The sequence below is a fragment of the Rahnella sp. PD4 genome (assembly GCF_049199325.1).
GTDB lineage: Bacteria > Pseudomonadota > Gammaproteobacteria > Enterobacterales > Enterobacteriaceae > Rahnella > Rahnella perminowiae.
In genome coordinates this window covers 361,071-373,589 of record NZ_JBLZQF010000002.1, presented here as the reverse complement: position 1 = coordinate 373,589, position 12,519 = coordinate 361,071, and the positions used below count along the sequence as shown (strand labels likewise).

The 12,519-nt window shown below is 50.6% G+C and carries 11 protein-coding genes; 4 read left to right on the top strand and 7 right to left on the bottom strand.

What is annotated here, in order from left to right; genetic code table 11:
- Positions 1-123: 123 nt before the first annotated feature.
- The 4 genes from galS to mglC all read left to right on the top strand — a co-directional run bounded on the left by galS (position 124) and on the right by mglC (position 5,192).
- Positions 124-1,155: an HTH-type transcriptional regulator GalS gene (gene galS, locus ACOZIO_RS06390; protein WP_129952452.1), complete on the top strand. Its 1,032-nt coding sequence runs from the start codon at positions 124-126 to the stop codon at positions 1,153-1,155.
- Positions 1,156-1,405: 250 nt separating this feature from the next.
- Complete coding sequence (gene mglB, locus ACOZIO_RS06385) at positions 1,406-2,404, top strand: galactose/glucose ABC transporter substrate-binding protein MglB (RefSeq protein ID WP_129952453.1); 999 nt, start codon at positions 1,406-1,408, stop codon at positions 2,402-2,404.
- 226 nt (positions 2,405-2,630) lie between these two features.
- Positions 2,631-4,163 carry a galactose/methyl galactoside ABC transporter ATP-binding protein MglA gene (gene mglA, locus ACOZIO_RS06380; protein ID WP_129952454.1) on the top strand — a complete coding sequence of 511 codons (1,533 nt, stop codon included), beginning with the start codon at positions 2,631-2,633 and terminating at the stop codon, positions 4,161-4,163.
- Positions 4,164-4,181: 18 nt separating this feature from the next.
- Entirely contained in the window at positions 4,182-5,192 is a 1,011-nt protein-coding gene (gene mglC / locus ACOZIO_RS06375; RefSeq protein WP_129952455.1) for a galactose/methyl galactoside ABC transporter permease MglC, read from the top strand.
- Between the two features lie 139 nt (positions 5,193-5,331).
- Here mglC and sanA read toward each other — a convergent pair whose 3' ends face one another.
- The 7 genes from sanA to artJ all read right to left on the bottom strand — a co-directional run bounded on the left by sanA (position 5,332) and on the right by artJ (position 12,492).
- Positions 5,332-6,255, bottom strand: coding sequence for an outer membrane permeability protein SanA (gene sanA, locus ACOZIO_RS06370; protein ID WP_129952456.1), 924 nt, complete (start codon positions 6,253-6,255; stop codon positions 5,332-5,334).
- Between the two features lie 228 nt (positions 6,256-6,483).
- A complete protein-coding gene (locus ACOZIO_RS06365) occupies positions 6,484-8,181 on the bottom strand; it encodes an NAD-dependent malic enzyme (protein ID WP_421595114.1) in 1,698 nt (565 codons plus the stop codon).
- Positions 8,182-8,339: 158 nt separating this feature from the next.
- Positions 8,340-9,224, bottom strand: a complete 885-nt coding sequence (gene cdd, locus ACOZIO_RS06360; RefSeq protein ID WP_217139077.1) for a cytidine deaminase — start codon at positions 9,222-9,224, stop codon at positions 8,340-8,342.
- Positions 9,225-9,398: 174 nt separating this feature from the next.
- Positions 9,399-10,133, bottom strand: a complete 735-nt coding sequence (locus ACOZIO_RS06355; protein ID WP_235173864.1) for an arginine ABC transporter substrate-binding protein — start codon at positions 10,131-10,133, stop codon at positions 9,399-9,401.
- Between the two features lie 230 nt (positions 10,134-10,363).
- Positions 10,364-11,032, bottom strand: a complete 669-nt coding sequence (artM, locus tag ACOZIO_RS06350; protein ID WP_129952460.1) for an arginine ABC transporter permease ArtM — start codon at positions 11,030-11,032, stop codon at positions 10,364-10,366.
- On the bottom strand, positions 11,032-11,748 hold the full coding sequence (gene artQ, locus ACOZIO_RS06345; protein WP_129952461.1) for an arginine ABC transporter permease ArtQ: 717 nt from the start codon (positions 11,746-11,748) through the stop codon (positions 11,032-11,034). The genes artM and artQ overlap by 1 nt, the downstream gene beginning before the upstream one ends.
- A gap of 12 nt (positions 11,749-11,760) precedes the next feature.
- A complete protein-coding gene (gene artJ / locus ACOZIO_RS06340; RefSeq protein WP_013574754.1) occupies positions 11,761-12,492 on the bottom strand; it encodes an arginine ABC transporter substrate-binding protein in 732 nt (243 codons plus the stop codon).
- Positions 12,493-12,519 lie beyond the last annotated feature (27 nt).

Sequence of the window (12,519 nt, the reverse complement as noted above, 5' to 3'; positions counted from 1 at the left end):
ACACTAAAAAAGGAAACGCCATGCGCACTTCACCTCGCTTCTCTTTGTCTGGTTTTTTTACTTCCTGGGTCAAAAATTTCCGTATTCCTCCGTACCATTCCCTGACTGATCACGGAGCGACGCATGGTCACAATTCGTGATGTCGCCCGGCTGGCGGGGGTTTCTGTCGCCACCGTGTCACGCGTTCTGAACAATCCGACCATTGCCAGCAAAGAGGCGCGCGAGCAGGTGCTACAGGCTGTCGCCACGCTGGGATACCGTCCTAATGCCAATGCGCAGGCACTGGCCACGCAAAGCAGCGATACTATCGGCGTTGTGGTTATGGATGTTTCAGACCCGTTTTTTGGGGCACTGGTGAAAGCCGTTGATACTGTCGCGCAGCAACATCAGAAATATGTCCTGATAGGTAACAGCTATCATATTGCCGAAAAAGAAAGGCACGCCATTGAGGTTTTGATTCGTCAACGCTGTAACGCGCTCATTGTGCATTCTAAGGCACTGGGTGATGACGAGCTTTCGCAGTTTATGGATCAGGTGTCGGGTATGGTGCTGATTAACCGTGTCATTCCGGGCTACGAACACCGCTGTGTCTGGCTTAATAACGTCAGCGGCGCAGAAATGGCAACCCGGCTGTTACTGTCGCAGGGACATCAGCGCATCGGTTACATTGGTTCAAGTCATGGCATTGAAGACGATTTGCAGCGTTATCAGGGCTATTCGCAGGCAATGACGCAGGCACATCATAGCGCTGAAGCGCCACCTGCCGCATGGCGGGCGCAAAGTTCGCCCGATCTGCAGGGCGGGGAAGCCGCCATGGTGGAACTGCTCGGGCGCAATCTGCACCTCAGTGCGGTGTTTACCTACAACGATTCAATGGCTGCCGGGGCGATGGCGGTGTTGAAAGAAAACGGAATTAATATTCCTGATGACTTTTCGCTGATCGGTTTCGATGACATTCCGATTGCCCGTTATACCAGCCCGAAAATGACTACCGTGCGTTATCCCATCGTTTCCATGGCGACGCTTGCCACGGAGCTGGCGTTAAAAGGCGCGGCAGAACAGTTAGCTACGGGGGTTTCGCATTGCTTCATGCCTACGCTGGTCAGACGCCATTCGGTAGCACCGTGGCAAAATGTGGCACCCGTCACCTTTTGATCAAATAACGCGATGTAACCGTTTTCAATCTGTGAGAACTTTCACAGTTTATTAACATCGCCCACATTATGATTCATTCGTTTTCAATATGATTCAATTTGGGTCCGGTTTGCCGGACTTGTTACACAGCGAGTCAGGACGTTATAAGTCAAGGATGGCAGGCACCCACAATCATGATGTGGAGCTGTACTGCTCCCGCAAGGATTTCCGGTGCCAAATTCTGTAACACCCTACATAACCGGAGATACAAATGAATAAGAAGGTCTTCACCCTGGCGACTCTGGCTGCAAGCATGATGTTTGGTTTTGCCGCACATGCTGCTGATACTAAAATCGGCGTCACCATCTACAAATATGACGACAACTTCATGTCCGAAGTTCGCAAAGCCATTGAGAAAGATGCGAAAGCGTCTCCAGATGTGCAACTGCTGATGAATGACTCGCAAAACAGCCAGTCCACGCAGAACGACCAGGTTGACGTTATGCTGGCGAAGGGTGTTAAAGCGTTGGCCATTAACCTGGTTGACCCGGCTGCTGCCCCGGTAATCATTGAAAAAGCCCGCGGTGCCGGCATTCCTGTCGTTTTCTATAACAAAGAACCTTCCCGTAAAGATTTAGACAGCTACGACAAAGCCTATTACGTCGGGACTGACTCTAAGGAATCTGGCGTTATTCAGGGTGAGCTGATTGCTAAACACTGGAAAGCTAATCCGGCCTGGGATCTGAACAAAGACGGCGTGATCCAATACGTGCTGATCAAAGGCGAACCTGGCCATCCTGATGCTGAAGCGCGTACCAAATACGTCATCAGCACCCTGAACGGCAAAGAAGGTCTGAAAACTCAACAACTGCAACTTGATACCGCTATGTGGGATACCGCCCAGGCGAAAGACAAGATGGATGCATGGTTGTCCGGCCCGAATGCTAACAAAATCGAAGTGGTTATCGCCAACAACGATGCCATGGCAATGGGCGCTGTAGAAGCGCTGAAATCCCATAACAAAACCAGCATTCCGGTATTTGGCGTGGATGCCCTGTCAGAAGCGCTGGCACTGGTGAAATCTGGTGCAATGGCCGGTACCGTGCTTAACGATGCAAACAACCAGGCGAAAGCCACGTTTGATCTGGCGAGAAACCTGGCTGACGGTAAACCCGCCGCTGAAGGGACTACCTGGAAAATTGAAAACAAAGTTGTACGTATTCCTTACGTTGCCGTGGATAAAGACAATCTGTCTTCCTTTGTGAAATAAGACTACGTCAACAGCAGTAAAGGCAGGCAGCAATAACAAACAAAGCTAAGCAGTGGCAAAAATAATTGCGGTTAAGCCGTAAATAAAGACTAAGTATGATTAGACGTTAATGCTTATCTGACAGGACGTCATGTCGCTCTGCGTGCGGTGCGTTTACCGGCTGCACGCAGGGCTGACATCAGGTATTAATACACCCGTTTATTTTTATCTTTAGCCAGGTATAACTATGGCCGATAATACGTTATCTGACACAACACATAAACCGGACGAATTCCTTCTGGAAATGAGTGGCATTAATAAATCATTTCCTGGCGTCAGGGCGTTAGATAATGTGAATTTAAAGGTGCGTCCTCATTCCATTCACGCCCTGATGGGTGAAAATGGCGCCGGTAAATCCACATTATTAAAATGCCTTTTCGGGATATACAGTAAAGACTCCGGTACTATTCTTTTTCAGGGACAGGAAGTTAATTTTAAAAGTTCGAAAGAAGCGCTTGAACAAGGCGTGTCGATGGTCCATCAGGAATTAAACCTGGTGTTACAACGTACGGTCATGGATAACATGTGGCTGGGACGTTACCCGACCAAAGGACTTTTTGTCGATCAGGACAAAATGTACAAAGACACCAAAGCGATTTTTGACGAATTGGACATTGATATCGATCCGCGTGACAAGGTCGGTAAGTTGTCCGTTTCACAGATGCAGATGATCGAAATCGCCAAGGCTTTTTCTTACAATGCAAAAATCGTCATTATGGACGAACCGACATCTTCCCTGACGGAAAAAGAAGTGAACCATCTGTTCACGATTATCCGTAAACTGAAAGATCGTGGCTGCGGCATTGTGTATATCTCTCATAAGATGGAAGAAATTTTCCAGCTATGTGATGAGATAACCATCCTGCGTGATGGGCAGTGGATCATTACCCAGCCGCTGGAAGGTCTCGACATGGATAAAATTATTTCCATGATGGTCGGCCGTTCACTGAGCCAGCGCTTCCCTGACCGCCAGAACGTACCGGGTGAAGTTATCCTCGAAGTGCGAAATCTGACTTCACTGCGCCAGCCTTCAATTCGTGATATTTCCTTTGATTTACATAAAGGGGAAATTCTCGGGATTGCCGGTTTAGTCGGTGCAAAACGTACAGATATCGTCGAAACATTATTTGGTATCCGTGAGAAAGTTGCCGGAACCATTAAATTACACGGCAAAAAAATTAATAATCACAGCGCTAATGAAGCCATTAACCATGGTTTTGCGCTGGTAACAGAAGAACGTCGCTCAACCGGTATTTATGCATATCTGGACATTGGCTTTAACTCGCTGATTTCCAATATTCGTCAATATAAAAATAAAGCCGGTTTACTTGATACTTCCCGGATGAAAAGCGACACCCAATGGGTTATCGATTCCATGCGGGTAAAAACGCCGGGACATAAAACCAGTATTGGTTCATTGTCAGGCGGAAATCAGCAAAAGGTTATTATCGGGCGCTGGTTATTGACCAACCCTGAGATATTGATGCTGGACGAACCGACGCGCGGCATTGATGTTGGCGCTAAGTTTGAAATTTACCAGTTAATCACCGAGTTGGCGAAAAAAGAGAAGGGGATCATTATTATCTCCTCTGAAATGCCGGAGTTGCTGGGTATTACTGACAGAATATTGGTTATGAGTAATGGACAGGTGGCGGGTATAGTTGAAACTAAAAATACCTCGCAGAACGAAATATTACGCCTGGCTTCCTTGCATCTCTAATTTTTAAGGGTTCTTATTATGAAAGCATTAAATAAGAAAAGTGTGCTCACTTATTTAAAAGAGGGCGGGATTTATGTGGTATTGCTGGTCTTACTGGCGATTATTATCATCCAGGATCCAAGCTTCCTCAGTCTCGTCAACTTAAGTAACATCCTTACTCAGTCCTCCGTGCGTGTCATTATTGCACTGGGTGTGGCGGGGCTTATTGTCACGCAAGGTACTGACCTCTCCGCCGGGCGGCAGGTGGGTTTAGCGGCGGTGGTCGCCGCCACCATGTTGCAGGCGATGGATAACGTCAATAAAGTTTTCCCGCATCTGGAAGTAGTGCCTATTCCGCTGGTTATTCTGACTGTATGTATTGTTGGCGCGTTAATTGGTTTGCTGAACGGTATTATTATCGCTTACCTGAACGTAACGCCATTTATTACCACACTGGGCACGATGATTATCGTCTACGGGATTAACTCCCTGTATTACGATTATGTCGGTTCTTCACCGGTGGCGGGTTTTGACCCGGGCTTCTCCCTGTTCGCACAAGGCTTTATCCATTTAGGTGGCCTGAAGCTTTCCTATATTACGTTCTATGCGCTGATTGCTATCGCCTTTGTCTGGGTGCTGTGGAACAAAACGCGCTTCGGTAAAAACATCTTTGCTATCGGTGGCAATCCGGAAGCAGCAAAAGTCTCCGGCGTTAACGTCCCGTTAAACCTGATCATGATTTATGCATTGTCTGGCGTGTTCTACGCGTTCGGTGGTTTGCTGGAAGCGGGGCGTATCGGCAGTGCCACTAACAACCTCGGATTCATGTACGAACTCGATGCTATCGCGGCCTGTGTGGTCGGCGGCGTGTCCTTCGCAGGGGGGGTGGGTTCTGTGGCAGGGGTGGTGACCGGTGTACTGATATTCACCGTTATCAACTACGGCCTGACCTATATCGGCGTGAATCCGTACTGGCAGTACATCATCAAGGGCAGCATCATCATTTTCGCGGTGGCGCTGGATTCTTTGAAATACGCCAAGAAGAAATAAGCTATCAGGCAGTAAAACAAAAGGCCGCTTATGCGGCCTTTTTTGCTGTCTTAAATTCGGAACTCGATCAACTCCCTCCCCTGCGCAGGGGGAGGCGCTAAAGGCCAAACCCTTCGCAGGGGAGGGAGCAGTCCGGAGATCACTGCTGGAATGGATTTCTGCCTACCGGCTTTGCCGGTTCGGGTTTCGCGGTCGGCTCAACATCTTCCGTTTCATCTTCTGCCGCGTCATTGGCTTCCTGTTCTGCTTTCAGCCGGGCCGCTTCGTCTGCGGCCGCTTTGTCTGCTGCGGCCTTTTCAGCTGCTGCCTTATCGGCCGCGGCTTTGGCAATAGCCGCTTTCTTTTCGGCTTCCAGTTGTTGTTGCAGTTCAAGCAGTTGTTCCGGGGTTACTGCCGGATAGCCCTGAGCATCGTCCGGAATAGTGTGTACCGCAGGAATGGGGATCAGCGGGCCGAGGAAGCGGGGTTCGCGCTTAAGCAGATACAAATCCGTCAGTGCGCCGAGGCGGGCGAAGATCTCGCGGCTGCGTACACTGAGCATATTCTTCGGCGAAGGGACGGCGAAACATTGCGCCTGAATGCCCATATGCAATGCGATGAATAATGCCCGCTCGCAGTGGAAACGCTGCGTAATGATGATGAAATCGTTGGTGTCGAAGACCTTGCGGGTTCTGACGATGGAATCCAGTGTACGGAATCCGGCGTAGTCGAGCACGATATCGCTGGCGGGGATACCCGCAGCGATCAGGTCACGGCGCATGGTGCTTGGCTCATTATAACTTTGCTGTGCGTTATCACCGCTCAGCAGCAGATATTTTACCTTGCCGCTGTTGTACGCGTTAATCGCGCCCTGGATGCGGTACAGATAATACTGATTGATGACTCCGGTCCGGTAATACTTCGCCGTTCCGAGCACCACGCCAACCTGACGGTGTGGCAGGGTCTGGACCTCATCATAAATATAGGGCTGGGTACGTAAACTGATCCACTGATCAAGCCCAATAGCGACAGCCAGCATCAGAATCATGATGCCGAAAACGCCAGCTATAAGTCGCTTAATCATAGGTATCCCTGTTATGACCAGATGGAAATCGGATCCAAGGCTACTTTACCTCTTCGGGCTTCGCAATACGTGGGACTCCGCATCCACAGGCTTCGCAGGTTTTTTCAGCATTTTTCAGTAAATTACTTCTTAATCTGCGCGACGTACTGCAATTTGGACGAAAAAAAAGACCAACGCACCAAGCATTGGTCTGGATCATGGTCTCTGAACTCTTTTGCTACAGCGGGATCAGAAAGACGTACGTTTATAACTCCGGTACTGCGGTGCCCAGAAGTTGTGCTCGATGGCTTTCGACAGCGAATCTTCTGACGTGACCATCGCTACGCCCTGCAATTGGGCGGCTTTACCGACGGCCATCGCGATGCATTTAGATACACCCTGAATATCATCAACGTCCGGCAGCAACGAACCTGTGCCTTCAGTGGCCAGCGGCGAACACTCTGCCAGCGTCCGGCTGGCAGCCATCAGCATACCGTCAGTAACGCGGGTGGCACCCGAGGCAATCACACCCAGCCCGATACCCGGGAAGATAAAGGAGTTGTTACATTGTGCGATAGGGTAAAGCTTGCCTTTGTGACTCACGGGAGCAAACGGGCTGCCGGTGGCGACCAGCGCGGCGCCGTCGGTCCAGTTCAGAATATCAGCCGGTGTGGCTTCAACGCGGGATGTCGGATTACTGAGCGGCAACACCACCGGACGGGCGCAGTGTTTGTGCATCTCACGAATGATTTCTTCGGTGAACAGGCCTGGCTGGCCGGAAACCCCAATCAGTACCGTTGGCTTGGCGTTACGCACCACATCAAGCAGGGAGACACTGTCGCTTTCCATGCCCCAGCTGGCCAGCGCGCTGCTTTTTTGTACCAGTTTACTCTGGAAATCCAGCAGGTTAGGCAGTTTGTCGGTCAGTAAGCCAAAGCGGTCGACCATAAAGACCTTTGCACGGGCTTCTTCTTCGCTCAGACCTTCAGATTTCATCTGCGCAACGATTTGTTCTGCGATACCACAACCGGCAGAGCCAGCGCCGAGGAAGGTGACGGTCTGATCGCTCAGTTTGCCACCGGCGGCTTTACTGGCGGCGATCAGGCTGCCCAAGGCCACGGAAGCTGTGCCCTGAATATCGTCGTTAAAGCAGCACAGCTCATCACGGTAGCGTTCGAGGATCGGCATGGCATTTTTCTGCGCGAAATCTTCAAACTGCAACAGCACGTTCGGCCAGCGGATTTTTACCGCCTGGATGAACTGATCAACGAACGCTTCATATTCTTCGCCGGTAATGCGCGGATGACGCCAGCCCATGTACAGCGGGTCATTCAATAATTGCGGATTGTTAGTGCCGGCGTCCAGTACTACCGGCAAGGTATACGCCGGGCTGATGCCACCACAGGCGGTGTACAGAGAAAGCTTACCGATAGGAATGCCCATGCCGCCGATACCCTGGTCACCCAGGCCGAGAATGCGTTCGCCATCGGTCACCACCACAACTTTAACGTGTTGCTTGGTGGCGTTTTGCAGCATGTCGTCGATGTGGGCGCGGTTCGGATAAGAGATAAACAGTCCACGAGCGCGGCGGTAAATATCGGAAAAGTGCTCACAGGCTTCGCCGACCGTCGGTGTATAAATCACCGGCATCATTTCGCTGAGATGACTGTCCAGCAGACGGTAAAACAACGTCTCATTGGTGTCCTGAATATTTCTCAGATAGATGTGTTTATCAATATCGGTTTTGAAATTCTGAAACTGGCGGTAGGCACGGTCAGACTGTTCTTCGATGGTCTCTACTGCTTCAGGCAGCAAACCATGAAGGTTAAAGTTACTGCGCTCTTCTTCAGTAAAAGCGCTGCCTTTATTCAGTAACGGAAACTCTAACAGGATCGGGCCAGCGTGAGGAATGTACAGGGGGCGTTTACTTTCGTATTCAAGTTCCATCGTTTTACTCTTCCGGTTGTCAGAATGTTGTTTTTTATATTTCGGAGCGGTGAGGGTAACAGAGAGGAAATAAGTATTACAAATGACAAATGTAATGAAAATGTTATGTAACTAAAGACTCCGGAAACGGAGCCTTTAGTGTTAACCGGCTCACATTATCAGCAGGTCAGCGTGGTGATATCTTCGCAGCCCAGCGCTGTTAAGGTGGCACGCGTAGCATCGTTTTGAGTGATCAACGCTTCTTTTTGTTCAACCAGTATTGCCCGGCGAACGTTGTGGCAATTTTCCCCTGACATATTCAGCAGGATTAACGCGGCTTGCAACGGAGGAAGGCCCGGGTTGAACGCGGCATTTTCGGCATAACGTCCCCCGAACTGCTTACCGTTGTGCGTTTCCAGCGCCACACCGCTGTGTGACTTACTGTAAGGTGCATGACTTTGATTGCAGGCATCCAGCGCAATAAGTGCCAGGGAGTCAGCATCTTTCAGTGTATAACCGTGGTTTACCCGGTCCATCAGCAGGGTCGTGATGTCCAGATCTTTCGGGCCAAAGGAATGCGGCAAATAATCTCCAAGTGTTGCCACATCACGATCGGGCAGATGAATATCCAGTGCCGTGCCGCTGGCCAGCTCATTCATAAACTGGCGGCAATGGCCGCAGGGGGTGTAATTCACGGTAATCGACACCAGACGGGTTTCACCGCGCAACCAGGCGTGGGTTACCGCTGACTGTTCTGCATGCACTGTCTGCTGCATGGGGGCACCGGCAAACTCCATATTGGCACCGAAATACAGGTTACCCGACGTGCCGCGCGCCACTGCGCCCACATTAAAATGAGAGATAGGTGTAACGGAGCAGGCCGCGGCCAGAGGCAACAGAGCAAATGCCAGCGCGCCATCGTCCAGCCCGGTCGCCTGTTTTATCTGCGCAACGTCAGCCGCAGTGAGCATTGCCGGGAAGTCATCATGTCGCAGAAACGGCTCAAGGGCGGAGGATAAATTTTCAGGGAGTGCCGCAAAGGCGGTGTGAAAACGTGCGTGCATAAACATTCGATCTCGCAGTGATTACGGTTGAACAGTGTAAAAGTCATTCCATGAATGTAGTGTGACGAATATCACTTTTTAGATGTAATAAGTTCTGCTTCGTTGCATATTTGGGAGATATTACGCATAACAGCCGCCTTTTCAGACGACTGTTAAAAGAGATTTAAGCGGGAATCAGTGAGCCGGGAACCACTTGTCATTGATCTTTTGGAACTCGCCGTTGGCTTTAATTCCTTCAAGTGCCGTGTTCAGCTTCGCCAGCAGTGCCTGATTATCAGGGCGCACTGCCATACCAACGCCGGTACCAAAGTATTGCGGATCTTTAATCAGTTCACCGACTTCACCCAGGTTCGGATTGGATTTCAGCCAGCCGTTCAGGACCGCGGTATCCCCTAACAGTCCGTCCAGACGACCACTCTTCAGATCCAGAATCGCGTTCTGATAGCTGTCGTAGCCGACCGTGGTGATTTCAGGATGCTTTTCCATCAGGTATTTCTGGTGTGTGGTGCCATTCTCCAGGCCGACGCGTTTACCTTTCAGGTCCGCAACAGAAGCGAACTTGCCTTTCGGCCCGATGATCATCGCGGTGTTGGCATAGTAAGGCTGGGTAAACGTCACCTGTTTGCTGCGCTCTTCCGTGATATCCATACCGGAAATAATCACATCGAAACGACGAAATTTCAGGGCCGGGATCAGACCATCAAACGGCTGATTGGTGAAAGTACAGGTTTCCTGCATTTGCTTGCACAGCGCTTTCGCCAGATCGATATCAAAACCAATAATCTGGTTATCAGCTCCGATCGATTCAAACGGCGGATACGTGGCGGAAGTGCCGAAACGAAGAGTATCAGCGGCGGTGGCAGCAAAAGCACTGGCAGACAAGAGGGCAGCGAGGATCAGCTTTTTCATGCAATACGTTCCTGTTTAAAAAATGACATTCCCTTCTTGGTACAGTTTACTGATTTTATTACTCTAATCTGGCAACTGGCAGGAAGTGAGACCGTCTGATAAAGTGCCATTAAATGAATTTATATGCAATATAATTGATTAAAAAACTATAAAAATCGAATGAGGCTGGTTTTCAGACACAAAAAAGGGACGATTTCTCGTCCCTGCAGAGTGCTATCTGGCTATCAGTATCAGTTGCGACGTTCAAACGCCAGGGCGCGACGCTCAATCAGGCGCATCATCAGGGTCAGCAACCCGTTCACACAAAGATAAACCACCCCCGCGGCGCCGAACACCATCACGTCATAGGTCCGCCCGTACATCAGCTGACTGTGGCCCATCACATCCATCAGCGTAATGGTGTAGGCCAGCGAGGTACTTTTAAACACCAGCACCACTTCGTTAGAATATGACGACAAAGCGCGCTTAAAGGCATAAGGCAACAGAATGCGCAGGGTCTGTGGTTTAGACATGCCCAGCGCTTCGCAGGATTGCCACTGACCAGACGGAATGGCACGTACCGCACCCGTAAACAGCTGTGTGGTATACGCCGCGCTGTTCAGCGCCAGCGCAAACATCGCACAAAGCCACGGCTGCGACAGCACCTCCCATAACCAGGGAATCTCCCGGATCGATGGAAACTGACCCGGACCATAATAGATAAGGAAGATCTGCACCAGCAACGGTGTACCGGTAAACAGCGTGATGTAACCTTTGACGATCTGGCTGGCAATCTGCACTTTCAGCGTCAGCATAACGGTGAAAATCATCGCCAGCAGCAGCGCCACAAGCAGCGCAGCCACGGTCAGCGTCAGGCTGGTGTGCAAGCCTTTCAGAACTTCAGGTAAATATTCCCACATCAGGAAGCACTCCGTTCAAAGCGTGTGGTACGCAGTTCGATGCGTTTAATCACGAACTGGCTGAACAGGGTGACAAGCAGATAAATACACGCCGCAATCACATACCAGGTAAACGGCTCCTGCGTGCGGGTGGCAATGCTTTTGGTTTGCAGCATCAGATCATTGACGCTGATAAGCGACACCAGCGCGGTATCTTTAAGCAGAACCAGCCACTGATTACTCAGCCCCGGCAACGCATGGCGCCACATCTGCGGCATGATCAGACGGAAGAAAATCGCCGATTTTTTCATGCCCAGTACCTGACCGGATTCCCATTGTCCTTGCGGTACGGCTTTCAGTGCACCGCGCAGAGTCTGTGAAGCGTAAGCCGAATACAGCAAAGAAAGCGCGATCACCCCGCACACAAACGGGCTGACTTCAAAGTTCTCGATGGGCAGTTTGACCGGAATAGCGAACAGGCCGAGATTGATATTAAAGCCGTCAGCCAGCACCATCAGCAGTTGCGAGGAACCAAAATAGATGAACAGCACCACCAGGATTTCCGGCAGACCGCGCAGCACGGTTACCCACGCGGTGCCGAGCCAGCTAAGCGGCTTCCACGGCGCGGATTCCCAGACGGCGAAGATCATCGCCAGCACCAGGCCGAGGATCAGCGCACAAACGGCAAGGCCGACGGTCATCCCGGCGGCGCTTGCTAAAGGTTGGAATTCAGTCATTGATAGGCAAACTTATTGCTGGAACCATTTTGAATACAGCGTCTTGTAAGTGCCGTCTGCTTTCACTTTTGCCAGAGCATCATTCAGTTTAGTCAGCAATTCCGTATTGTTCTGACGAACCGCAACACCCAGGCCGGTACCGAAGTAGGTCGGGTCAGTGATTTTGTCACCCACAGCGGCCAGATTTTTGTTTTGTTTCAGCCATTCGTTCACCACGGCGGTGTCACCAAATACGGCGTCCAGACGACCATTTTTCAGATCCAGCACGGCATTCTGATAGCTGTCGTAAGGAACAGCAGTGATTTCAGGGTGCTTATCCATCAGGTATTTCTGATGAGTCGTGCCGTTTTGCATACCGACACGTTTGCCTTTGAGTGCTGCAACGTCAGTGAACTGACCAGAATGGGCGATGAAAATCGCAGAGTTGTCATAGTACGGGTTGGTGAAAGCCACTTGTTTCTGACGTTCAGGCGTGATGTCCATGCCGGAAATGACCGCGTCAAAACGGCGGAACTTCAGGCTTGGGATCAGGCTGTCGAATGCCTGATTAGTGAACGTACAGGTCGCCTGCATCTCTTTACACATGGCATTAGCCAGATCGACGTCAAAGCCCTGGATCTGATTGCTGGAGTCTACAAACTCAAACGGAGGATAAGACGCTTCCATCGCGAAACGGATGGTATCAGCAGCGCTGGCAGACAAACTGACGGTAGCCAGAACCGCGGCAATTACTAATTTTTTCATCGCAAACTCCGTAGAAACATCAATCAA